Below are 24,384 nucleotides of genomic sequence, written 5' to 3'. Positions count from 1 at the left end.
GCGGTGCAGATCGATCGGTAATGCGCTGCCTTCCCTGCTAGCAGCGCTGGATGCAGTAGGCGCCGTAGATCCACCCGCCGTCGTTCTTCAGCTCCCAGTGCTGGGAGAGATTCGTTCGGCCGGGCCACACGGTGATGTCCCGGTCCGTGCCCCACCATGAGGTGTCGACGTGGATGACGATCGAGCCGGAGCCGCAGTGGGTGTAGTACGAGTCGTACTGGAGCCAGTAGCCGCACCGTTCCGCCTGCTGGGTGCTGACGCCGCCCGACTGACCCACCGCGTTCCGCGCCGGGCGTCCCAGCTGGTCGGCCGCCACGCTCGTCGATCCGGGCGTGATGGAGTGTGCCTGATCAGCGGTCTGCGCTGATGCTGCTGGTGTGACGCTGTCGACCACTTGAGCCGAGACGCTGGTGGTCGTCGCGGTCAACGTGAGTCCGAGCGCAACGGCCAGTATGCCGAGGACGCGGACGATGAACGATCGATTCACGGAACGATTCCCTTCATTCACGACTTTCCATCACCGCCGCACCACTTGTTCATCCACGGCCTCAATTAGGGCCGGAGCGTGGGCGGCTTTCATCAGCTCAACCCGCGAAGTCAAATAGGTCAACCTTTCGGGCACAATTTAGTGGGCGACACGTATTGCGAACTTTCATGGGCGCGCGAAAGTGATCGACGCGTCCATTTTCGGCGTCGACTGGGCGAATATCGTGTTACTCGGTTCCCGCGTGCGCGATTTCTCTGGGCCGTGGCGTCAGCGCACAAGGACCACCGTGCCGGCGGGCAGGTCGTGCAGGATCGGCCTCAGCGCGGGAGGGACGGCCAGGCACCCCGTCGCGTCGAGACGGCCTCGCAGCGAGTCTCCTTGCAGGCCGGGGATCACGATGCCTCCGGACAGCGCCGGACACAGCCGCTCGGCTCGCACGAGCAGCGGCCACCACACCGCGGCGGGCCAGCCCGTCGGTCGCTTGGCGACGGACAGCGCCATGAATGTCCTGCGCCCGCCAGGACCGGGGTCCTCGTCGGCTGGACCGGGATTGTCGTCGTCGAGCGCGGCGACGATCGACACGGTGCCGCTGCGGCCGTCGATCCGGATGTACTGGTCGAGGTGTCGGAGTTGGACGGTCGCGGTGAGGTGGACCCAGCCGGCCGGACTGGGCTCGTCGTCAGGGACCGCGCTGGCGAGCAGCACCATCGCCCAGCCCGGTCGTCGGTCGATGACCGGCACCCATGTATCGGCTCCCAGGACCGTGACCGGCAGTCGGACCAACCCCGGACCTCCCGGATCGGAGTAGACCGTCGTGGTCTGGACCGGGTGGAGCGCGTCGCCGCCCGGACCGGCATTCGGCGCCGGATCGACCGGGGCACCGGAGATCGGATCCCTCAACCCCGCCAGCGGTAGAGCGGCCACCTGCTCCGCTGTGAGCAGGGCAGGAGCGACCCCGGTGGAGTCTTCCGTGGCCGGCACTTCCGCCGGAATCTCGGTCGGCACTGCGGGCTCGCCGCTCACCGTGGGAATCGTCTGGTTCTCCACCGGTGTCGGCGTCGCCGTGTGCTCCGGCTCGGAGTCGGCCCCGGCATGACGCAGGACCAGCACTCCGAGCACCGCCACCACCAGCAACGTGGCGGCACGGAGACTGCGCGACCAACCATGCCACCGCGTGCGCCTCCGCAGGAAGGCCGCGGGCCACGGTGCGGCCGGCAGGTGGATCAGACGACCAGGTCGGGTGGCCTGCGGCGCGCGCGATGGCTCGGCATCCGGTGGGTGCGAGGACAGCACCTCGAGCTCACCGGTCACGACGTGGATCCTGGGGTCCGAGTCGGTCATGACGTCGCTGTGACCACGGCGGCCATTACGTCCTGCGCGATCGTGCAGGTGTCCTGGTCGGGGTTGGGGCTCTGGCTGTTGACCAGCAGCACGCCGGCGGTGCTGCGGTCGGTCAATTCGATCAACACTCCGCAACTGGGTTCCTTGCTGGCGGAGTTGGTGCTGGGCCGCAGCAAGCCGGGCCTGCCGCCGATCGTCGTGGCTTGGCCGCCCGCGTTCTTGGGGTTGCTCGGGTCCACCGGCATCGCACCGGGTGGGGCCCAGAAGACGGTGGCGACGAAGTGTTTGCCGGCCGCGCTGGTGCTGCTGGCCTCGCTGTTGTCGTAGAAGCAACTCACGGTGAACGGGTCGTTGGGCTTGGGCTCGCGCTGCCTCGGCGGCTTGTCCGCCTCGTTCTTCGGCCGCACCGCGGCCGGGAACGCGCTCCAGCCGGGGACCTTGCACGGGTCGAACCTCGCCCCGGACGCCGACGCGTCGGCCGGCTTGTTCTGGTCTCCCAACGTCACCGGGCCGGATACGGCGCTGCTCGGCGAGGCTGATGCCGACGATCCGGTCGACGTCGAGGACGGCGTCGACGTGGTGGTGGTGGTGTCTCCTTGCGTGGATGAGCACGCCACGGCCAGCAGCGCGCTGGCCGCGACAAGGCTGCCGCGCAGCACGGACTTGATGGTGATCATGTTGTCTCCCAGGGGTTTCCGAAGCGGTTGTTGTCACGGAAAGAGGTTTGTGAGGAGGTCGCTGACCAGCGCGTCGCGAAAGCCCAACCGACCCCGGTCGACCGGGGTCGTGGATGCTTTGCCGCGGGGCTGCTGTAGGAGTACCTGGACGCGAAGTACCCAGGGCTGGAACTCGTCTGTGGCGCCGATGGTGAGGTCCTCGACGTCCTGGCCGATCCCGTCGACGGTGGATGCCGGGGCGGAGCGCAGCACGGCGCGATCGTGGATCGTGAAGGTCGTGGTGGTGGACACGGCGGTCTTGCCTGCCGCTTCGACGGTGTCCGACCAGGACATTCCGGGGAGGACCGCGGCACGGACCATCAGCTGGTTGTCCTGTGAGGACACGGTGCAGGCACCGTCTGCCAGGTAACGGTAGAAGTCCTTGCCGAGATAGGTCTGCCACTGCGCGTCCGAGATCGCGGAGCAGACCATCTGTCCTGCGATCTCGGGGTCGGCGTGCGCGGTGGCGACCAGCTTCTCCCCTGTGTCGAACGCGGTTTCCTTCCACTGCACGCAACTGGCGGGGTCTGCGCTGCGAGCACACCCACCCATCGGCTCGACGGCGACGGCGACGGCGCTCCCCGCGACCGCGGATACGCCGTTGGTGGCGGGGACGGCGTGGCCACCGATGACGCTGGTGCAGCCCGCCAACGTCGCCGCGGTAACCATGAGCGCGCCGCGCGCCGCGATCTGTCGTCTGCTCATCGCCGGCCTGCCTTGGCCAGGACCTTCTCGGCGGTGGCCTGCGCGGTGTCGCAGGTGTCGGTCTGGATCACGATCACCTCGTAGGTTTTCGGGGCGTTCTCGGTCTTGGCGTCGGCGACCATCCAGGTGTTCTCGTCCCACACCACCGCGGTGCGGCACCCGGATTTGCTCGAGGCCGCGACGGCCTTGCGGTCGCCGACGGCCACCGCGGCGTGGTCAATGCCGTTGATCTTCTGACCGGCGAGCTTGAGCGGCTGCTCCTCGACGGTGAAGCTGACGGTGACTTCCCCCTTCTTCTTGGTCTCCTTCGACTTGTCCTTGCCCGTGCTGCCGTAGCCGGCGCGGACTCCGCACGTGAACGGCCCGGTCGGGTGCAACTCCGCGCCGTCGCCGTACTCCGGCAGCAATGCCGACGCGGCGTCGCAGGGATCGAGTTCGGCCAGGGTCAGTGCCGGGCTGGTGAGTCCGCGGTCGCGGCGCGGCGGGTCGGCCCACACCGCAGCCGAGGCCTCGACGTACTCCCGTCCCAGATCGCACGGGGCTTTGCTAGGCGTGTTCTCGCCGCGGTTGTAGTTGCGGACGCGCAGCACGATCGCGGACGTACCGTCCAGCGGCCGGGCGAAATCGCAGCCGGTCCCGTCCTCGGATTCCTCGCGGTAGGTCAGCGTGCCGCCGAGGGTCTCGGGTGCGGCATCGCGCCTGCGGCCTGCGTCGTAGTCGGCGCCGACCTCCAGGTACAGCGTCCAGGCGCCGGCAAAATCTCCTTGGGTCAGGCGCAGCACGCACTGGTTGAGACCGTCGAGGTTCGGTAGGAGTTCGTCGACCTGGTCCCCGCTGACCGCTTTCGCCGCGGCCGGGTCATGCAGCGCGCACGGGTCGATGGCCCGAAATCCCGCGTAGGAGGCGGCACGCGCGCGGGTGGCGTCCGGGATGGCGGGATTGACCGCGGGCTGCGCGGCAATCGATGTCGCGGTGCTCGACCTGGTGCCGGAGCTGGAGCCGCCGGTGCATCCGGCGGCGAGCAGGACGGCTGCCGCCAACACCAGTGTGGCTTGTAGTCGACCGGTCATGAGGTCGCTTCCTTCGGTGAGATGGTGAGGGGACCGCTGTGTGGTCGTGATGCCGGCCGGGCAGATCGGAGGCGGGCGATCGCAGGACCGAGCAGGAGCGCGAGAAGCACACTGCCCACGCCCAGCACTCCCGTACGCACGGCCGGGACCGGGCCGATGATCACCGCGCCGAGCAACAGGCAGGTGATGTCGGCGGTGATGCGGATGGTCGCCGGGGAGAAGCCGCGTCGCTGGTGTACGGCGAGCATCAACCCGTCGCGGGGCAAGGTGCCCAACCCTGCCCCGAGGTAAGTGGCGGTACCGATTGCGAAGCACGTTCCGCCTGCTGCCAGCAGCAGCAGGCGCGGCGCGGTGCCCTCCGCGGGCGGGAGGATGTCGATCAGCACGTCGCAGGTGACCGCGGGGATCACGGAGGCGACGACGGTGCCGAGACCGGGTTTGATCCTCAACGGCACGTGGCACATCAACAGCAGCGCCTGCACGGCGATGATGGCGCCGCCGATGGTCCATCCGGTCCTGGCCGCGACAGCGACGTGCAGGACGTCGAGCGGCAACAGCCCGAATCGGGCGAGCAGCAGCATTGCTATGCCCAGGCCCATCATGATCGTGCCCGTGAGCATCCGGGCGATCCGTTGTGCGAGGACGACGTGTCCGGGTCGAGGGGCGCGATGGCGGCTCATGACGTCTCCTCCGCAGCCTGCTGGATGCGTCGGGAGGCGAGGAACGCCGCTTGCACGACGGTGTCCTCGACCCGCAGAACCTTGGCGAGTCGAAGGGCCAAGGAGACGGGCAAGGTGCCGGTCTGCTCGTACAACACGATGTGTTCGATGCCGACCCCGACTACTGCGGCGAGCAGTTCGCCGCGTTCGTCGGCTCTGCCCAGGAGTCCCTTCTCCCATAGGAGAAGCCGGGTGGGCCTGACGGCCAGACGTTGAGCAGTCATCGGCACCGTGAGTGCGAGTTGGGTACGCAGGTCGGCCAGAGTGGGATCGGGCGGCAGCGGGTGCTGCAGTTGGGCCGGAGTGATCTTGAGTGCTTGGGCGACGTGTCTGAGGTTCGCGGCGCTGATGGGGGTCTTGCCATTCTCCAGCCGGTAGATCATGTTGACGTGCACGGTGAGCAGCTGCGCCAGCTCGACTTGGGTGAGTCCGCGCTGAACGCGGCCAGCGGTCAGCGCAGCGGGGTTGAATCGCGGGGCTTCCAGGTTGGTGGCCACCGTGGAGTCCTCCTCGTTGTGGTGTGGTGGTGGCACGGCAGTCACGCGTTCCGGGGTGGCCGCCCCGAAGGCAGAGACCGCACGAGTTCGTCGTGATCTGCCCTCAGAGATTTCGCACCCGAAGCCGCCAAGAGGTCGACAAGGTCGGTGGCGATGCCGGGTGCTGCGGCGAAGACGGGATCCCCGAGTCGTGCTGCGGGTCCCGCAGTGCCAGGTGGGTGCACGACCGCACCGGCCTCTTCGGCGATCAACGCCCCGGCTGCCCAGTCCCAAAGGTTGAGGTGGTGCTCGACGAACGCGTCCACAGCACCGGCAGCCACCCAGCACAAGTCCAGTGCGGCACTTCCGATTCGCCTCACGTCGTTGATCTGTCCAATGACCCGACCGAGTACCGCTGCCTGTGCGGTGCGCTGGCGTGCGTTGTCGGAGAAACCGGTGGCCAGCAGTACCTGGGAGATCTCGCGGGTGGAACTCGCGTGGATGTCCAGCCAGCCATCGGACACGCGGGGATCGTGCAATCGGGCGCCCTCCCCCAGACCGCCTGACCACAGCCGACCGGTCGCGGGTTCGGCAACCGCGCCGGCCAGAGTGACGCCGTCGACGCGAGCGGCGACGGACACGGCGACGATCGGGATGCCGTAGCGGAAGTTCGTGGTTCCGCTGATCGGATCCGCGACCCACTGGACCTGCCCCGGTTTGGGCTGTCGGTCACTCTCCTGTTCGCTGAAGACGGTGTCGTCGGGGCGCATGATCGCCACTCGTGTGCGGATCGCTTCGTCCGATTTCCGGTTGGTCGCGGTGGCGTAGTCGGTCGACGAACCCATGGTGCTTCCGGTGGGTCGGATGTCTGTGCTGGCGGCGCGTGCCCAAAGCCCCATCGCATGTGCGGCCCCGGCGCTGACGAGATCCTCGGCGAAGGCGCGCAGCTTCTCGATGTTGTGGGTCATGACAGGTCTCTCCGGTTCTCGGGATGGCCTGCGTGCGGATCTGGTCAAACCACACGACGGCAGGTTTCGGATTAGTGGGTGCGCAGCGAGCGCCGGGTCCGGCGAGCAACACGATCGAAGCTTTGCCGCGACTGTGGTGTTGAGGTCCTGCGCCCGACATTTCTCTGGTTTCTACAGATGATCTGATGACGTCAACCCAGGGAACGAGGCGTGACGGCAGCACCATAACGGAGACGCTCCACTTTTTCATAACTTTCCACCGGCTGGAAATATCAGTGTTTCCACTCCATGGAAACCGGTTTTTCCGGCTCACGGAAACCTGATCCGACAAGCAGTTTCCACACCCTGGAAACTATGCAAGAGATCCTCACTCGCGATCAACCCGCAGACTACTCAGAGTGACAGAGTGCGGGCCGTCCAGGTTTTTTGCCAGCTTTTTGTCACGAAACCGGTGACTCTAGGTGAATATTGTGCCAGGGTCGGAGAGGTCGCACGGTGCGGTAAGAACTGTCTGGGTTATCCACTCCGACGGTTTACTCGCACCCATGACATGACTGAGCAGGGAATCATCATGACGCTCGGGCCGAGCTTGCGAAGTGAACACTGACCGAGAGGACCATGGCGCCACCGAGCATCGAGCACGTGGCGCTCGGCTCGACCCGGCACCAGAACCGCCACAGCTTCAAGGGGGCAGGTGAAACAGGGAATCAATCGACTTGCAAGGCTGGTTCGACAAAATTACCCGACGATTTACCCCTCATCTCCTGCGCATTTTCCGGCTCTCGTGACCATTTCGCCGCAGCCGGGTCTTCTGCCTACGCATCCGCGTTGAGCAGGCACAGACGGGTCACTCACCACGGTGCTGGTTCCCCCTCCCACACCGGCCGTGCAGTGACCTCGCTGGTGCTGCCGAACCTGGCAGCTGGTTCGGCAGCACCGACGTCCTCCTCCGTCGCCCCCCTGACGGAGGAGGGCCACAGCCCCAGTCCGCCCCGCCCGTCCCGCTTCTCTTCCTCGGAGGCGGGGCGGGCCGATTCCCAGGGAGCGTCCGCGGTGATCGGCACTCTGTGGCTTGCGTCGTCAGCGGCCTCGCGAGCAAGGCTGTTGGTCGCGAGGATCGCGATACCACTGTCAATCGCGGTGGCACTGGGGGCTTGTTCCTCGAGTGTTCCCGGACCAGCCGACTCGGGTGCGCCTCCGGGATCAACAGTGGAGACAACTTCATCGACGTCGGCCTCCCAGAGCACCTCTGCTCCCTCGGTGACCGAGTCACGGCATTTCGGCGTCGTCATCGTTGACCGCGTCGTCTACGACGGATCGTTCAGCCAGGGCCTCGAATACGTCGATGGCCATCTGGTGGAGAGCGTTGGTGGTCGTGGCAGCAGCGCTGTGCGAGTGCTGGACCCGAATTCCGCGGCACCGCAAAGTTCGCGGCTGGACTCGGTTCTGTTCGCCACAGGCATCGCCCGCGTCCCGATGGGACCCGCACCCGCCACGGGGCTGTGGCAGATGACCTGGCAGGACCACATCGCGATCCTGCGTGACCCGACCACATTGGCCGAACTGCGTCGGGTCGCGGTCGACGGGGAGGGCTGGGGCCTGTGTCATGACGGGACCCGCTTGGTGCAAAGCCGCGGTGACAACCATCTGTTGTTCCGTGATCCCGAGAGTTTCACTCGGATCGGTGAGGTGGTGATCACCGGGCAGTGGTCGACCGCTCGGCTCGGCGAGTTGGAGTGCACCGTCGTCGACGGTCACCCGTGGGTATGGGCCAATCCACAGGGCACCGACTGGCTGCTGGGCATCGACCCGGCCAGTGGCACGGTGACCGCGGTCGTCGATCTCGGACGTCTGGCCGTCGAAGAGGTCCCTACTCGTGCCGAGCAGGTGATCGGTGGCCTTGCCGCCGTCCCTGAGTCCTCCGGCGAATTCTGGGTCACCGGCCGAGGGTGGACCCACCGCTACCGCATTCGACTGCAACCCCGCTCATGATGGGCCACACCAGGAAGTATTGCTCCGCCGTGCACGCGCCCATGACGTCACCGCTCGACACGGCCGAACTCCTCACCTTTGTCGAACGCACGACCTCGTGGACCCCGGAATCCGATTCCGATCGGATGACCGACACAGCAGCGATTTCCGTCCGGACGTCCCCGGCAAACACACCTCCGAGGGCGACCGCGCCGCCGATGGTGATACCGACCGTCACTGCCCCGATGTCCGGCTCTCGCGCTCATGGGCAATCTGTCGCAGACGTGTCGACGACCAGTTGCCGACCTCACCGGGGTGACAAGCAGATGGTGCAAGCAGCCGTGCCCTGCGACCACAACGCCTCGGCAGTACGCCTGCGCAAGTTCCCCGCGGCGACCGGGTGCTCGGGTTGCACGTCACTGTCGGCACGCTGCCGCACCTTTTGGCCTCCAGTCACCCTTTCACTGCTCAAGGAGGTGTTCGTGTGGTGGCTACTGCATTGAACTCCCTGTATCACCGAATCACGAAGCGGCGCACTGCCTCGAATACGGCGTCGTCGGGTATGGCGGCACGGTGTGAGGAAATGATCAGGACTCTGGTGATCCCGCGCCCGTTTGACGTCGACCGGTTTCTGGCGTCCTTGGCGGAGAAACGGGGCAGGACAATCAAGCTCATCCGCGGGCGACTCGCGGCGGACCGGCCCTTCGGGATGTTGATCAGCACTGCCGAGATCGACTACATCTACGGTGCCGACAACTTGCCGCTCTTGCAGTTTCAGCACACGGTGATGCACGAGGTCGGCCACCTGCTCTTGGGCCACTTCCCGGCAAACTCAGGTAGTGACGGGGCTCCGCGGGTGGCTGGTGACGATGTGTTGCAACTGTTGCTTCCAACGCTTTCGCCCGCGCTGGTGCGGCGGATCCTTGGCCGCACCGTGCACGAATCCGCCCAGGAGCGCGAAGCCGAACTGTTCGCCTCCTTGGTGCTGTCGCGGGTCACCAGCGCCCGCAATACCCACACACGTCACGGACCAACTCCGCGCGACGACCTCATTGCTCAAAAGACACTCTTCGACTACAGGGCTCGGCGCCAGGTGCGGCAGGCCACCCGACTCCTGAGTCCACTGTGGCGGCGAATGATCGCCGACGTCCCACAGGTGCGATTGGACGACATCGACGAGGGAGCACTGCATCGGGCCGAGCGCGCACAGTACCGGCTCTACCGCCGCGTAATGGAAATCCGCGATGCCCAAGTGCTGCTCAGGCCCCACATCCCGCCAGGGATCCCGGAGAGGGTGTCCACCGCTGCTGACAAGCGCGAACTGGATCCGGTCGACGCGGACATCCTGCGGGAGGCAGCCGAACTCCACGCAGCCTTGGCCGCCTACCGCGCCGGCAAGCAGCACCACCTGGATGTAGTCGACGTCGTCGGGCCTCGATATTCCTCAACAGCACCGGATCTGCTTACCGAGGCGCGTCGGCTGATCCGGGTGAGCACTGCACTGCGGGAAGGCTCCGTTGGGACCAGCAGATGCCGCTGGCGACCATGAGTCATGCGCAGCGCAGCCGGTCGTCGAGGACGCTTGGGCCTGTAAGGCGCCGATCGAGATACCCCCGAAGACCGACTACGAGCATGGTCGAGCGACCGCATCGTCAGCCACGTGTGGCCCCCAAGGAACAGCATTGGCCGGTGGCTGGCAGGCCTGTGGTGACGACAATCGCGGTCACCGTCGGGCCATCTGCATCCCAGGTTTGCCCGACTGCACAAGGAATCGTCGCTTGCTGATCCCAGGCCACGGCGAACCGGGTGAGCCCGGCCCGTCAGGCGCGGATGACGACGCCGTCAGAAAAATTCGGCCTGCGACAGATCCTTTCGCGATCGATGTGTCAACCCGTCACAGAGCGGATCGTACGGAAACGTCTTCCTGTTCCCCCGAACATCGTCACGGACTCCGTTCGGGAAGATGTTCCGGTGGCGACCAACTCGAGTCTGCTGTGGAGGTTTCTCCACTGACCTGATCGGCCTGAAGGGCTCGGATGAACTCCAGAACCTGTTGCCGGCTGCTCGGGGTGAGACCCAAGGAACGCATGGCGACCGCCTGCACACCTACTTCGCGAAGCGCCAACACCAGCTCGAGATCCGCCTGGATCTGTCGAGACTTGTCGGAGTCCAGGAAGATCGCCGCGTCGATCTCGAAGAAGGCTGCGAGGGCTTCGAGGTGGCTCTTGGTGGGGTTGTCCTTGATCCCCGCGCGGAGTTGTCGTAGATACTCCTTGGAGAAGGACTTTGCCTGATTGCGCTGGCGAAGCCAGGCGGTGCACCACTTTGCGACCGATTCCATGGAGTGCTCGCGACCGCCTGGTCGTCGGATCTTCTTGAAGAGCCCGTCGATGGTCTCCGCGAGCGTGAGCCCTTCCGCCACGCCACTGCCTCCTCATCGGGCCGGAACAGGTTCGAACGGTCGGTAGCCGTCCGATGACTGAATCTAGACGATCGGCACTCATACGTCCACATCAGTTGACATTCACGACTTTCGACCTAAGCTCAACACAAGGTAATGTCAACTGATGTGGACGTATAGAAGGTTTGTCCAGCTAGATTGAAGCTTGATGGCGATTCGAAAACCAACCAGGGTGGCCTACTCGTGGTGACCCGGCTGACTGATAGGCAGGGTGACGGAGGAGCGCCGGTCTTCATCTCGTGTTCCGTAGTTCAGGGCTTGAGGCACGCCTCGCCTAGGAGGTAGAGCGACCCCCGCGTTGTAGCCGATGGAACATCGGCCGTACCGAGCCGCGATGCCAGGTCGCCTGGAGACAGTGGACTTGGGCGTGCTTCGTCAACCGGCCACCGTGGATAACCCTCGACGCCGACCTCACGGTGCCGTTGACCTGATGCTCACGGCACCAACTCGCATCGGCAACCACGTGTGCCCACACCATTTTGAACGCCGATCCCGCTCGTCCCAGCGCCACACAGGAAGGAAAAGACATGACCGTCACGAGCGACGAACCCTTGGGACGCAACGGCACCGAGCGCGCGGCGACATCGGTGTCCTTTGACGACAGTTCTCAGCACTCCGAGCAACCAGGAAGCACCGCGCGGCATGACTCGACCCCCGAAACACATGACCGGCCGCAACCATCGACGGACACCGTCGTCACGACACCGCCGAGCACCATCTCATCCAGCGGTGGACCACCGATGTCACCCGCAGGGCCGATCGAGCCCGGAGGTCTTTTTGCCCTTGAGGCCGAACTCGCGCTGGCTGCCCTGCGGCCTTGGCCGCTGCTTCCGCCCGCCGATGTCGACGCCGCCGTGGAGGCGGGAATGCTCGTTGCGGCGAGCGTTGCTCACACCGATCAGCCCGTCGGCAGCGGCCAGCCTATCCCGACCGACAAGACCGCGTACGTGATGACGGTCGCGGTGGCGAACGCCGCAGCGGCGCTCCAGCGCCAAGGCCTGCCGCCGGACGCCACCAACCCGGTGGACTGGAACAGCTTCGGGACGGTGATCCCGGTCCTTGCGGGCTCGCCCGGCGCCGGTGCCTCGACGCTGGCCGCGCTGCTGGCCGATGTCCTCCAACTCGGACAACAGCGCGTGCTCCTCATCGATCCTGCCGACCCCCCACGCTCGGGTTTGGGTGCCGCAGCACGAGTACGAGGCCCTTGGCTGACCCGGCCGCACCCTCAGGTACACATCCGTTACTCATGGCGGGCGCAGGCCCTGCTGGCGCAACTGGAGACCAGTCTGCCGGTCATCGCACCCGGTGGGGTGCCACCGCCGCGATTGTGGCGGCCCCCAGGCATGGTTCCGCAGATCACCGTGGTCGACCTGGGCCACGATCCGTGGCGGGTCACCGCCCATCCCATGACCGGCGCGGGCGCGTGGCTTCGGCGGGGCATCCCACAACCGCGCCCGATGCTGGTGGTGCGTCCCAGCCGTCCCTCGCTGCTGCACGCCGAACAGGTGCTCGCACGGCTCGACCACTGGATCTCCAACGCGGTGGCCGCAGCGCCGGTGCAGTTGGTGGTGATGGGCGCGAAGCGCTGGCCCGCCGGAGTGGCCGGCGCAGCTGGGCTGCGGGTGCAAACGCTGATGCCTGACGCGGTGTTCGTGCCGTACGACTCCGACCTCGCCGCGGCGGGGATCACCTCCGCGGTCACACCGCCCCGACTGCGCCAAGCGCTCACACCGATGTTGCGCCGCTGCGGTCTTCTTCCCGACACCGCCGCCCACGGCAGGCGGTCCAGCACGAGGAGGCGCTCGTGATCGAGCTCTTCGACACCGTGACAATCCTGGCCCAGATCCCAAATCCGGCCCCCGTGGCACCTCCTGGCAGCGAAAAGATCATTGAAGTGGTCGCCAACGCCAAATGGGGCGCCAGAATCGCCCTGATGTTAGGCTTTTTCATCGGCCTGCTGGTCTGGGCCGGAGGACGCTGGGTCGACCACCACCGTGCTGGCCGCGTCGGCCTGTTCATGATGCTCTGTTCCCTCAGTGGTGCCTTGCTTTACGGCATCGGCTGGCAAGTCATCAACTACTTCGCGGGTGACGCGTGATGAGCAGCGCACCGGCCCCTACCCGATCCCGCAAGCAGGCCAGGCCATCGCTGACCGCCATCGTGGTCATCGCGGTCGTGCTGATCGGCGGCGTGGTGGCCCTTATGCTCGCCCGACAGACCACCGCCCCGGAGCCGGCAGTCGCCGCACCAACCATCAGTGTTCCACCGCAGGCGACGTCATCAGCGATAGAGACAGCCGGCACCACGGCGGAACACGCGCTGGCAACGCGGCCGATGATGCAACTGCCCGCCCAGGCGGCGCAGCCCCAGGCCATGACGACCGCGTCGGCAGGACCGGCGATCACGGTGCTGACGCCGACGATCTCGCCTGGGCGCTGGATCCCGGATGGGTTTCCCAGCACACCGGAGGGTGCGCTGGGACAGCTCAAGACCTTGAACGAGACCGTGCTGACAGCCGCGGATCCACAGGTCTACGCCCGCGGCTTCCAGGAACTAGCCGAGCCGGGCGCACCCGATCCGACCTCGACCGGCCTGTCGACGCTGCTGACCGGGCTGCGCTCCCGCGCACAACTGCCCGCCACCGGACCCATCCCCGGTCTGAGCGCGACTTACCGAGTCACGCACGGCCAGATCAAGGGCGCGACGTCCGACGGGCTCTACGTGGTGGCGTGCGTGCTGGGCCAGTTCTCCGCAGGCGCCAACGGGCGACTGGTGAGCGCCGGTGTTGGTGACTGCCAGGCCATGCGGTGGAACGGCACACGGTGGCTGATCGCCTCCGGCTCTGTGGCCGCGCCCGCGCCGTGCGCGTGGCCAGGAAGCGCGGACGCGGTGAAGGCCGGCTACCGAGAACTGAACGGAGGCTGAGCAGGAATGCCACCCTTTGGTGCTATCGGCGGGACGATGGGCTTGGAGCTGCAAGTCGTGATGGCTTCGGGGTTCGAGTTCATCATGCAGGCGATTTGGCTTGTGAGCCTGTCGCTCCTGCTTGGCGCGTTCAAGCTGGCCGACCAGTTCTCGGTGTTCAGTGTGGACACCCGCACCGGTCCGATCGCGGTGCTGTGGCCGATGATGCTGTGGATCAGCGGCGTCATTGCTCTGGGCTTGTTCTTCTGGCAGCTGATCGTGACCAATCTGCGCGGCGGCCGCGGCTTCATGCGACTGGTCGGCGGCCCGGTCCAGTACGGCATTGCCCTGGCGGTGACCGTGAGCACGCTCGCGGTGTTCCTGGCCGGTGTCGACGGGCTGACCAACGGCATCCTCGAGTACGGGCTGCAGTCGAAGAACTTCTCCGATGCGCTCAAGCAGACCAGCTTCGGCGATGGCATCGTCGACGGCGTGAAAGGCGTCGCGCTGGGCATCTGCGCCTTTGTCGGGGTAATCCCCGCTGCGGTCGGCTACATCCTCGAGATGTTGTTCCGTGAAGCCGCGATCACCGTCCTCGTAGCCACCATCCCGGTGACTGCTGCGGGTCTGTTGGCCAATATCACCGCGAGCTGGTTCTGGCGTACCTGTCGGTGGTTGCTGGCCTGCGTCGCCATGAAGCCCGTGTTGGCGTTGGCGCTGGTGCTGGGCGTGGCGATCTCCGGCGGCTCCGAGGGGTTGTCCGGGTTGCTCGCCGGCATCGGCGTGCTGCTCATTTCGTTGTTCTGCCCGTTCGTGCTGTTCAAGTTGTTCGCGTTCGTCGACCCGAACAGCGATACCGGCGCGGCGTTCCGCGATGCCTTGTCCGGTGCCGGTGTCGACTCCTACGGCGCGAACAACCCCGCCATGCTGGCCGGCAAAGCCGCCCTGGGCGGAGGAGGCGGTGGTGGTAGCGCGATCGAGGATGCCAACACCGGCAGATTCGACGCCGCAGTCGGCGATGAAGCCGAAGGTTCCGCGGACGACTCCGGAGGAAACCAGTCCAATGAGGATGGGCAGGGCACCGGAGGCAGCAGCACATCCGGAAGCCATAGCCCAAGCGGCGGGAGTGACACGGGTGGGGCCGGTACCAGCAATGGGTCCGGTACCAGCGGTGGCAGCAACAGCGCAACCGAGGGTGGCGCTGATGGCGGGGGCGATTCAGGAAGTGACGGCAGAGGTTCGACCGTGCCACCGGCGGCGAATCTGGGGCAGGTCGTGTCCTCCAGTCCCGACCGTGGTCCCTCGGGCTCCTACGACAACGACAGCACTGTCGGCGACAAGGAAAATGGTGCCGGGGGCAGCACAAGCGGCACCCCGAAGTCCGGTGGTAGCGGCGGCGGGGGAACCGCGGCCGGAGCGGAGGAAGCGGCGGTGATCCTATGACGTCGCCTCGGATCTATCGAGGGCTCAACCGGCGTGAGCACGCAGGTTGGATCATGGGCCTGACCCCGACACAGGCACTGGCGTGCGTCGCGTTGATGGTACCGGTGCTGTTGGCCGTCTCGGGCGGTCGGTTCGCCGACGCAGCGATCCTGCTGCCGGTCTGCGCCACCATCGCCGCGCTCGTGGTGATACCGGTCCGCGGCCGTCCGGCGTTCCGGTGGCTGCTGCACCTGGTCCTTTTTCGGGTCGGTATCGCCACCGGCTGGTCCCGCTGGCAGTCCAAGGTCGCCGCCGGGGCATCCGTCGACCCCGATGAACCCGACCTGCCCGGTGTGCTGCAACGCGTGGAGTTCCCCGACGGGCCGCAGTTCAAGGACGTCGGACGGGTGTGCCTGATCCACGACACCGGAGACGGCCGCTGGGGCGCCACCGCGCGCCTGACCCACTCCGGAGTCGGGATGCTCTCCGATGAGCAGTGCGAACGGCTGGCCGCCCGGCTGGGCACCCTGCTGCTGTCACTGGGTCACCGCGAGATCGTGGACCGGGTGAGTCTGCTCGTGCGCACCGTTCCCGACGACGGGACCGAGTACGAGGTGTGGCGCGGCAACCACGAGGTCCGCGACGCGCCGCGATTGGCACGACAGGCCACCGACGAGTTGGACCGCACCATCGGCACCGTCAGCGTGCGCCATGAGGTGTTCGTGACGGTGTCGGGGTCGGAGGACAGGCTGCGCAAGCCCGCTGTGGCCGCCGGCGGTGGCGTCGCCGGCCGCGCCTTGGCCCTCTACCGGGTCCTCGATGGTCTGGAGGACCCACTCAAGGCTCTCGGGTCGCGGACCGTGGAATGGTTGGACGGTCCGGGGATGGCCGAAGCCTTGCGCACCGGGTTCAACCCCTCCGCGCGCGCCGTGCTGGCCGCCGCACACGAGCGCGGCACCGGCCACGGTTTGGAGATGGCCGCGGCCGGACCGACCGCCGCACCGTCACCGACCCCCCGGGCCTACACCCACGACGGGTTCACCACCGTGTCCTACACCGCGCTGATGCCCGAAGCCGGTACCGTGTTCGGCTCCCTGGCACCGCTGCTTGCGGTGCGCACCGCAGGCGAACGTCGGACCCTGGCCATCCACTACGAGGTCATGGACACCCATCGCGCGCACCGCGCCGTACGGGGCAACAGGTTCCGGTCCGGTGTGATGACCGATTGGAAACACAGCAAGGGCTTCAGCGCCACAGCGATGGACGAACGTGAGGCCGGCGGAGCCCGCGCGCAGGAACGCGCGGTCGCGGCCGGCCACTCGGTGGTGCGGTTCGCCGTCGCCGCGTCGGTCACCGTCCCCAGCGGCTGGAACGTCGAGGATCACGCCGCCCGCTTGGAAAACGACGCCTCCGGTCGATTCCGGTTGCTGCGCTTGGACCTCGCGCAGGACTCCACCTTCGTCGTCGCGGTCCTCCCGGTCGGGATCGGGTTGCCCCGCCAGCGAGGAGGACTGCTGTGAGCAGGCGGACCTCGCGCGAGCGCAGCGCCGCCGAACTGCTCCGCGCCTTCGGCGCACCGCCGGCCGCGAAGCCCCCGCTGGAACAGCCGCAGCGGGCGGACCGAGACCGGGTCAACCGTGCCAGCGCACCACGACGTGGCCACGCTCGCCCAGGGGAAGGCTGGTCCCCGGTCGAGTCCCCAGTGGCGGTCTACCAGGCCGCCACCAGCGAGATCGGTGGCCTGTTTCCGCTGCTGGCGTCCAACGGCATCCCGGCGGTCGGGGCGCGCATGGGTTACGACACGCTCTCCGGTGGCGCGTTCTACGCCCACCCCATCGAATGGGTACTGCGCGGACTGGCGACCAACCCGAACATCGTCGTCTTCGGCGAGCCAGGGCGTGGCAAAAGTTCCACCGTCGTGGCGTTCCTGCTGCGGATGATGCTGTTCGGCGTCAAGACGTTGATCTCCGGGGACGTCAAGGGTGAGTACAGCCCGCTGCTGCGGGCGCTGGGCGTCACCCCGATCGCGTTGGGCCGCGGCAGTCCCGCCCGGCTCAACGCGCTCGACCTCGGGCCGCTGCGCAGCCGTTGGGGCGGCTGGTCGGTGGCCCAGCAACGTGAAGAACTCGCCGGTGTCCTGGGCCGATGGGTGAAGCTGCTGATCGCGCTGGCCGAGGCACAGGGCTACCGGCCCACGGTGACCGACGAGGCCGTCCTGTCCGCGGTGCTACGGCGATTGGTCCGGGTCGAGGACGGCTACACCGAACTGCGACCGGTCACCATCCCCGACGTGCAGCGTGAACTGGCCGAACCCGACGATGCGCTCTGGGCGGCGACCCGATTCGCCGACCGCCGCCAGTTCCTCGACACCCTGCGCCCGATCACCGACGCGCTGGGCAACCTCGTCAACGGCCCTCTCGCCGGATTGTTCGACCAGGAAACCAACTTCGAACTGGACTGGGACGCCCCCGTGCAGTCGATGGACCTGTCACGGCTGCGCTCGCGCGGCGACCAAGCGATCGCCGTCGCGCTGACGTGCTTGGGCTCCTGGTCGAGCATGGTCACCGATCTACAGGACGACGGCGAGATTCGCATCGTCGTGCGCGACGAAGTGTGGCGGCAGATGCGGCTCGGGCTACGCGCGGTGCAAGCCGTCGACTCCGACCTACGGCTCTCCCGCGCCGAACGCAAGATCCAGATCCTGGTCATGCACAAACCCTCCGATCCTCTGTCGGTCGGCGCTGCCGGCTCTCAGGAAGTCGCCATCGCCAAGGATCTGCTCGCCCTGTGCAGCACGAGAATCCTTTTCGGACAAAGCACACGGGTGGCCGACGAACTCGCCGAGGACTTCGCGCTGTCCGAACGCGAACAGGACGTCACCACCGGGTGGGCGATGGAACGCACCGGCCGGGCACTGTGGAAGATCGAGAACAGCCCCGGATACAAGGTCCAGACCGTTCTGTCACGCACCGAACGGCGAATCTTCGACACCAACGCGCAACTTCGCACCGCTCCCCACTGAGTCACCAACGCCGACGCTGTCAGGTCTGTGCACCAGAACCCACGTGCAGGGAACCGGGGTTGACGACAAATCATGCGATGGATTCCAGAATCGGTTTCGCGCCGTGTCCCCGGATACGGAGGAACGAGGTGAGTGCAGTGGCCCACAGCAGAATCCAGCTCCAGCCTGTGGCATCGGCGTTTGGCGAACGCATGATCATCACTGGCTGGAACGACACCCTCCAGACCTACTACGCCCAAATCCACGATCTGCACAGCGGGTCGGGAGATCCGGTGGTCGTACTCGACATGGGCAACGGTTTCGGCGAGGTCGACCGTCCCGAGGTGATCGTCGACGCACTACGCCACTACGCCGTCGCCCCCGAGAACCTGGACTTGTTGCTGCACGACGCTCGACATCATCCCGTCGACACCTTCACCGATCTCCGGCCCGATTCTCGCCTTTATCAGTACCAAGTCGACCACGACGATCGACTGGCCAGAATGTACCGGGCAGGTGGCTTCGTCACGAACCTGGACCGTTCGGACACCACGGATCTCCTGGATTCCCATGGCTGGCACCAGGTCGATGTGCAGATCATCGAGGACGGACACGCCGAGACATTCGCTCGGGGTGATCAATCACTGCAGTTGCGGTGGGCCTGGCCCTACGACGCCGAGGACACCACACGGCTGGTCAGCCCCGTGATCATCGATGGCGAGCAGTACGGATTCCACACCCCTGAAGGTCTGGCCGGGCTTCTGTTCGAGGGCATGCCGGACAACCACACTCTCACTGCCGACAGCGAGGACGCCATCGATCTTGTGCTCCGTGGCATTCTCGGCGACACCGTCCACAATGGCAGTGACACGGACGACTCCGAGGTCGACGGAGCTCGCGTCGGCCCCGCCATGGACATCGTCGCAGCCTCCGACACCCCGTCGGAGGCTGCGGACCATGCCGATTCCTGGCTTGATCAACCTCCTGAAGATGATCTCGGTTACAACGCCGGGATGGGGTTGTGACCATGCTCGGAGTGTTCGTGAGTTCAGAGAAGCGAAACCGGTAGGTCGACATGAGAAGCAACGAGACGCGCGCGGGCACACTGGTTGCCGGTATCGGTGTGGTGGGCTACCTACTCCTGGTGGTCCCGGCGTTGCTGGTCGGCACCGCGCTGGTGGCGGGCCAGTCCGGCGCCATCGCGGCCACCGCGGAGTGCTCGTCGGCGCAACAGCTCGGTTACGGCTCCGGTGGCGTCACCCAGCAGATCGCTGACGAGACGTTCACCGGTGAGCAGTTGACCAACGCCCAGACCATCGTCACCACCGCCGTGCGGCGTTCGCTGCCAAAGCGCGCCGCTGTGCTGGCACTGGCGACCGCGATGGTCGAGTCCGGGCTGGTCAACGTCAACTACGGCGACCGCGACAGCCTCGGGTTGTTCCAGCAGCGCCCCAGCCAGGGATGGGGCACTCCGGCACAGGTCCTCGACCCCGTGTACGCGGCGAACAAGTTCTTCGACGTATTGCTCGCGCTGCCCGGCTGGCCGAGCATGCCACCCGGTACCGCCGAACAAGCAGTCCAACGCTCGGGCTACCCGGACCGCTACGCCCCGCGCGAACCAACGGCCGCCGCACTCACCGACCGGTTCTGGCAAGGCCCGGACAACCCCGCACCTCCCCCACCGGGCACCGCTGCGGTGAGCGTCGACTTCGCTCACGGTGGCTGCCCCGACCGCGGCGGCGGCAACCTCGACACCGGCGACCTGGACCTGAAGAAGTTGCCCGAGAACTTCACGTTGCCCGCCGACCCGCAGGTGCGCCCCGCGGTGGTCTACGCACTCGCCCAGTTGGGCAAACCGTACGTGTGGGGCGCGGCGGGCCCGGAGTCCTTCGACTGCTCCGGATTGATGCAAGCGGCGTGGGCCGCCGCGCAGGTCGCGATCTCCCGTACCACCTACAGCCAGGTCCACGACGGTGTCGCGGTCGGTTCCCTGGCTCAGGTCGAGCCTGGGGACTTGCTGTTCATCCCCGGATCCGACGGCACCGCGGCCGCTCCCGGTCACGTCGGCATGTACGTCGGCAACGGCTACGTGGTCGACGCCTACGACACCGACCACGGCGTCATCCTCACCACCCTGGAGTCCTGGAAGCCCAAGGTGGTCGCCATCCGCCGCATCGTGGTCGGCGGCAACGGACAACCACCAGGAGATGACGCGCGGCTATGAGAAACACTGTCAATCCGGGAACCAGCCGTGATCTGGCGTTGATCGGCCTGGCCGTTGCCGTGCTGGGCATGCTGGTCGCGCTCGCCGCCGTCCTGATGGTCGCCGCCGCGGTGACCACCGGACTGCTTGGCGGCCCCTGGTCGATTCCCGAGGTCAGCACATGGCCCGCAGGGGTGTTCGGAGTCATGGCGCACCCCGACCGGCCCGGCGACGGGCTGGGCAGGCAGTGGGCGGGCGTCCTGGCCGGTCAGGTCGGCTGGTACTGGACGATCACCGCGGTGCTGTTGACGGCGGTCACCGCCCTGGTGCTGGCGATCGCGGTAACGGCGTGGCGACGGTTCGGGCCCTCGCAGGCCGGGCACGCCAGCCGCGAGGACCTCCGCGAGGAGCTATCGCTGTTCGCGGCCCGCCGCACGGCGGAGTGGACCAGGCCTGGGCTGTCCCGCGCACAGGCCAGGCAGGCACCGTTGGAGGAAGTCGCCGCGCCCTTGCACCTGAGTCCGCAGCGGCAGCCGATGTGCACGCCGCTGGAGAATCCGACCGGGACGCTGGCGCCGACCCAGTCCGGCAAATCCCGTCGGGACCTGGTACACAAGGCCATCGCCGCGCCCGGTGCGCTGCTGTGTTCCACGACCAAACCCGATCTATTGGAGTTCAGCGGGCTGTTGCGTGCCGCTCGGCATCAGGCGGGTCCGGTGATGGTCGCCGACATCACCGGCGCGGTGCCCTGGCCCGCGCAGGTGCAGTGGTCCCCGGTGCAGGGCTGCCAGGACACCACGGTGGCCTACCGCCGCGCGCACACGATGGTGGAGGCCGCGTCGGTCAGCCTCGCCGGCGTCGGTGGCAACGACAAGGTGTTCCGGGATCGGGCGAAGGTGGTGCTGCAGGCATATTTCCTCGCCGCGGCGATCCATCACCGCGGGGTCGCGGATCTGGTGCGGTGGGCGATGAGCAAACCGGTCGACCAGGAACCCGTGCGGCTGCTCCAGCAGGCCGGGCTTCCCGAGTACGCCCGCAACCTGCGCTCGGAGATCGGGATGGTCGCCGAGACCTCCGACGCGGTGTGGATGAGCGTGCGCCGGGTGATCGAGCCGTTCCTGGACCCGCAGATACGCCGACTGTGCTCGCCGGCGCCCGGCAACGACTTCGACGCTCGCGCCATGATCGCCCAACACGGCTCGCTCTACCTCATCGCAGGGCAACACCACTCCGCGCAGGCCGCGCCGATCCTGACCGCGCTGGTCGAGCACTGGCTGACCACCGCGCAGGAGATGGCTTTGCACACCCCGCACCGAAGGCTCGACCCACCGGCCACCGCGATCCTCGACGAGCTCACCAACGCCACCCCCGTACCGCAAGTGCCCGACATCGTCTCCGACTCCGCGGGCCGGGGCGTACTGATCCACTGGGGCGCCCAGTCGGTGGCGGCGCTGGAGAACGCGTTCACCCCACAGCGCACCCGCCAACTGTTGGACAACACCACCACGTTGAGCGTGTGGGGCGGCATCAAGGACCGCACCACCCTGGAGTGGGTGTCCCTGCTGACCGGCCACCACGACCGACGCCGCTACCAACAGCAGAGCGACGGGCTGTTCGGTCACTCCCGTACGTCGGTGGGAGTGGAGACCGTGCCCACCTACCGCCCCGGCGACGTCCGACGTGTACGCCGCGGCCGTGTGCTGGTGATCCACCGCCACCTCGACCCGGTCCTCGCCCGCACCCTCGATGTGCGCAAACGCTCTGATTGGACGGTCATCCGCCAGCACGTGCAGGCCGTACGCGACGGGGAAGTCCCGATCAGGTCGGATGGATTCGCCGTAGCGCTGCCGCAGACCGTGCGATCTGGCAGGTGGCCCCTAAGCGGACCTACGCCATGAGCGATGAATCCGCACCCGAGGCTGAGTCTGAACGCGGGCAGCCGACGACCGGTGCGGGCGGGGCCGACCGAGATGCCCAGATCAGGTCCTTGACCGAGATCGTCGGGATGTTCGCGCAGACCCTGCGCCGGATGGAGCGCAGGGTCAACCAGCTGACCAAGAAACCCGCGGCTGATACCGAAAAAGACCTCAGCGAACCGGCCGCGTGGGTGTGGTTCACCCCGCCCGCGGCCGCGGAGAACGACCCCGACGGCGGAGAGGATCCGCGGTTTACCGTGGAGAACTTCGTGGGCTGGTACAACGTGACCTTCGTCGGCGTCGATGGAAGCCGGGCGCGGTCGATCCCGCCGTGCTGGCGCTCGCACCCCGGCGTGGCCATGGAAGTCGCGGCACTCGCCTACAGTTGGCGCGCGGCCAATATCGGCCCCGAGGCGAACTCCCGCGACGCCCAGGCATGGCTGCACCAGTGGCGTCCTGGATTCAGCGATCGACTCACCCGTGACTGGGTCCGTCCCGACTGCCTCGACGGTGACCACCGCGACGATGGGTCGACGTCCCGCGCCGACCGTTTCACGCTGGCTGCCGAGCTCGCGACCTCGACAACTCAGCCCCCATAACCGTCTGGTTTCCCATCCCGCCATCTCACGTGAGTAAGTTCAGACGACAACCGGCGGCACCGTTTGCGACGCCGAGATGTGTCGGCCATCCGACACGAGGAGGTGCCCGTGGATCCGGTACGAGCCAGTGAAGGAATCGGTGCGACTGGGCCGGCAGTGCTGGGGCAGGTGCGGCTTGCCGACCGCGTCGTGGTGACCAGCTCGGTGAAGCAGCATCCTGACCGGTATACCTTGTTGTTCGGCCGGGCACGGAGCGAAGTCGGTCATGCAGTCTGCCTGTGCCGTACCGACCAGGTGGTGCGTCTGGTGATTCGCTGCCGGGCGGGGCGGTATCACCTGGCCAACTGGCCCGCGGGCGGCCATCAGCACGCGCCTGCCTGCCCGTGGTACCGCAGTTCCTCCTCGATATCCGGGCGCAGCGCCCACACCGGGTCCATCACCACCACCGACGAAGGCACCTCGATTCGGCTGTCCACGCCGCTGACTGTGAGGGGTGCTTCTGCAAGTCCCGCTGACAAATCCATGCTCCGACAGGCGAACAACAACTCCTCTACGACCACACGGAACTCGATGGGGCTGCTGGCGTTGCTGCATTTCCTGTGGGAGTCCGCGCGGCTCAACGTGTGGCACCCACACCATCGGCAACGGATCTGGCGCATCTGCCGGGCGCTGTTGGAGGAGCAGGCCAGCGATTGCAGGGTCAACCAGGTGGCATTGGCCGACGTGCTGTGGGTCGTACCTCCATTTGAACGTGAGCACGCCGACAGCATCAACGTCGCCTGGCAGCGGTACCTCGCCCGGTTGAGCAACGTCGGTCGCACCCGCCGTCGCGGCCTGGTCTTGGGCGAAATTCGCGCCTTCGAGCCGACCGAACACGGCGGCGTGCGGCTGCGGCTGGCCCACCAGCGGGCGCCGTTGTTCGCTTCCACGCCGTTGATGAACCGGGCGCGTCGGTCCTACCCGAGCGTGTTCAGCGAGCAGGCTGGCCAGGTGGGTCGGCGCCAAGTGGTGCTGTGCCTGGTCGAGCGCAGCCCTCGCGGTTACCCACTCGTCGTGGACCTGGCCGCAATGCTGACGACCGGCTCCTACATACCGGCCGACTCCAGCCACGAAGCGGAGATGGCCGAGGCGCTGCAGAATGCCGGTCGTGCATTCGTGAAGCCGCTGCACTACAACGGCGGGTCGATTTTCCCCGACTTCGTGCTGGTCGACACCGATCCGGAAACGTACGTGGAGGTGTGGGGCGTACGCGGCAGGCAAGACTACGAAGTCCGCAAGCGCAGCAAGCAGGCGTTCTACCGTGACTCCGGCCGAACCCTGCTGGAATGGGACGTGCGCGACGCGCTTCCCGACCTCACCCGCTAACCCTGACCTCGCCGCCGGACCTGATCGTCGCCGTCGCCCCTATTCCTGTTGGTCGCTGCG

22 protein-coding genes are annotated in these 24,384 nt (G+C 66.9%); 13 read left to right on the top strand and 9 right to left on the bottom strand.

Annotated features, from left to right (window positions below; genetic code table 11):
- Positions 1-37: 37 nt before the first annotated feature.
- The 8 genes from RM788_RS34000 to RM788_RS33965 all read right to left on the bottom strand — a co-directional run bounded on the left by RM788_RS34000 (position 38) and on the right by RM788_RS33965 (position 6,482).
- Positions 38-487: a DUF6355 family natural product biosynthesis protein gene (locus RM788_RS34000; RefSeq protein WP_315922775.1), complete on the bottom strand. Its 450-nt coding sequence runs from the start codon at positions 485-487 to the stop codon at positions 38-40.
- Between the two features lie 267 nt (positions 488-754).
- On the bottom strand, positions 755-1,798 hold the full coding sequence (locus RM788_RS33995; protein ID WP_315922773.1) for a hypothetical protein: 1,044 nt from the start codon (positions 1,796-1,798) through the stop codon (positions 755-757).
- A 26-nt stretch (positions 1,799-1,824) separates the two neighbouring features.
- Complete coding sequence (locus RM788_RS33990) at positions 1,825-2,505, bottom strand: DUF3558 family protein (protein ID WP_315922771.1); 681 nt, start codon at positions 2,503-2,505, stop codon at positions 1,825-1,827.
- A 33-nt stretch (positions 2,506-2,538) separates the two neighbouring features.
- The gene (locus RM788_RS33985) at positions 2,539-3,195 is read right to left on the bottom strand and encodes a hypothetical protein (protein ID WP_315922769.1); all 657 of its coding nucleotides are present in this window, start codon (positions 3,193-3,195) and stop codon (positions 2,539-2,541) included.
- Positions 3,196-3,245: 50 nt separating this feature from the next.
- On the bottom strand, positions 3,246-4,319 hold the full coding sequence (locus RM788_RS33980; protein ID WP_315922767.1) for a hypothetical protein: 1,074 nt from the start codon (positions 4,317-4,319) through the stop codon (positions 3,246-3,248).
- Positions 4,316-4,939, bottom strand: a complete 624-nt coding sequence (locus RM788_RS33975) for a YczE/YyaS/YitT family protein (RefSeq protein ID WP_315922765.1) — start codon at positions 4,937-4,939, stop codon at positions 4,316-4,318. The genes RM788_RS33980 and RM788_RS33975 overlap by 4 nt, the downstream gene beginning before the upstream one ends.
- Before the next feature lie 56 nt (positions 4,940-4,995).
- Entirely contained in the window at positions 4,996-5,535 is a 540-nt protein-coding gene (locus RM788_RS33970; protein WP_315922763.1) for a helix-turn-helix domain-containing protein, read from the bottom strand.
- 41 nt (positions 5,536-5,576) lie between these two features.
- Positions 5,577-6,482: an inositol monophosphatase family protein gene (locus RM788_RS33965; RefSeq protein ID WP_315922761.1), complete on the bottom strand. Its 906-nt coding sequence runs from the start codon at positions 6,480-6,482 to the stop codon at positions 5,577-5,579.
- Positions 6,483-7,100: 618 nt separating this feature from the next.
- Here RM788_RS33965 and RM788_RS33960 point away from each other — a divergent pair.
- Entirely contained in the window at positions 7,101-8,474 is a 1,374-nt protein-coding gene (locus RM788_RS33960) for a glutaminyl-peptide cyclotransferase (protein WP_315922759.1), read from the top strand.
- A gap of 562 nt (positions 8,475-9,036) precedes the next feature.
- Entirely contained in the window at positions 9,037-10,002 is a 966-nt protein-coding gene (locus tag RM788_RS33955; protein ID WP_315922757.1) for a DUF6545 domain-containing protein, read from the top strand.
- A 393-nt stretch (positions 10,003-10,395) separates the two neighbouring features.
- Here the strand turns inward: RM788_RS33955 and RM788_RS33950 are convergent, their stop codons facing one another.
- Entirely contained in the window at positions 10,396-10,875 is a 480-nt protein-coding gene (locus RM788_RS33950) for an XRE family transcriptional regulator (protein ID WP_315922755.1), read from the bottom strand.
- 566 nt (positions 10,876-11,441) lie between these two features.
- On the opposite strand from RM788_RS33950, the gene RM788_RS33945 reads away from it, so the two are divergent.
- The 11 genes from RM788_RS33945 (at position 11,442) to RM788_RS33895 (ending at position 24,324) form a co-directional block, all read left to right on the top strand.
- Positions 11,442-12,722 carry a hypothetical protein gene (locus RM788_RS33945; protein WP_315922753.1) on the top strand — a complete coding sequence of 427 codons (1,281 nt, stop codon included), beginning with the start codon at positions 11,442-11,444 and terminating at the stop codon, positions 12,720-12,722.
- Positions 12,719-13,012 (top strand): hypothetical protein, encoded by a 294-nt coding sequence (locus tag RM788_RS33940; RefSeq protein WP_315922751.1) that lies wholly within the window; start codon positions 12,719-12,721, stop codon positions 13,010-13,012. The genes RM788_RS33945 and RM788_RS33940 overlap by 4 nt, the downstream gene beginning before the upstream one ends.
- Positions 13,012-13,839 (top strand): hypothetical protein, encoded by an 828-nt coding sequence (locus RM788_RS33935; RefSeq protein ID WP_315922749.1) that lies wholly within the window; start codon positions 13,012-13,014, stop codon positions 13,837-13,839. Before RM788_RS33940 ends, RM788_RS33935 begins: the two co-directional genes overlap by 1 nt.
- Before the next feature lie 36 nt (positions 13,840-13,875).
- The gene (locus RM788_RS33930; protein ID WP_315922747.1) at positions 13,876-15,261 is read left to right on the top strand and encodes a hypothetical protein; all 1,386 of its coding nucleotides are present in this window, start codon (positions 13,876-13,878) and stop codon (positions 15,259-15,261) included.
- A complete protein-coding gene (locus RM788_RS33925; RefSeq protein WP_315922745.1) occupies positions 15,258-16,760 on the top strand; it encodes an SCO6880 family protein in 1,503 nt (500 codons plus the stop codon). Before RM788_RS33930 ends, RM788_RS33925 begins: the two co-directional genes overlap by 4 nt.
- Positions 16,761-16,942: 182 nt before the next feature.
- Positions 16,943-18,262 carry a putative type IV secretion/conjugal transfer ATPase gene (locus RM788_RS33920; RefSeq protein WP_315922743.1) on the top strand — a complete coding sequence of 440 codons (1,320 nt, stop codon included), beginning with the start codon at positions 16,943-16,945 and terminating at the stop codon, positions 18,260-18,262.
- Positions 18,263-18,390: 128 nt separating this feature from the next.
- Positions 18,391-19,266: a hypothetical protein gene (locus tag RM788_RS33915; protein WP_315922741.1), complete on the top strand. Its 876-nt coding sequence runs from the start codon at positions 18,391-18,393 to the stop codon at positions 19,264-19,266.
- Positions 19,267-19,316: 50 nt separating this feature from the next.
- Positions 19,317-20,465 carry a C40 family peptidase gene (locus tag RM788_RS33910; protein WP_315922739.1) on the top strand — a complete coding sequence of 383 codons (1,149 nt, stop codon included), beginning with the start codon at positions 19,317-19,319 and terminating at the stop codon, positions 20,463-20,465.
- A complete protein-coding gene (locus RM788_RS33905) occupies positions 20,462-22,342 on the top strand; it encodes a type IV secretory system conjugative DNA transfer family protein (protein ID WP_315922737.1) in 1,881 nt (626 codons plus the stop codon). Before RM788_RS33910 ends, RM788_RS33905 begins: the two co-directional genes overlap by 4 nt.
- On the top strand, positions 22,339-22,959 hold the full coding sequence (locus RM788_RS33900) for a hypothetical protein (protein ID WP_315922735.1): 621 nt from the start codon (positions 22,339-22,341) through the stop codon (positions 22,957-22,959). Before RM788_RS33905 ends, RM788_RS33900 begins: the two co-directional genes overlap by 4 nt.
- A 108-nt stretch (positions 22,960-23,067) precedes the next feature.
- Entirely contained in the window at positions 23,068-24,324 is a 1,257-nt protein-coding gene (locus RM788_RS33895; protein ID WP_315922733.1) for a DUF1173 family protein, read from the top strand.
- The last annotated feature ends 60 nt before the right edge of the window (positions 24,325-24,384 follow it).

Origin of the sequence: Umezawaea sp. Da 62-37, assembly GCF_032460545.1 — a bacterium.
Lineage (GTDB): Bacteria > Actinomycetota > Actinomycetes > Mycobacteriales > Pseudonocardiaceae > Umezawaea.
This window is presented reverse-complemented; position numbering and strand designations above follow the sequence as displayed.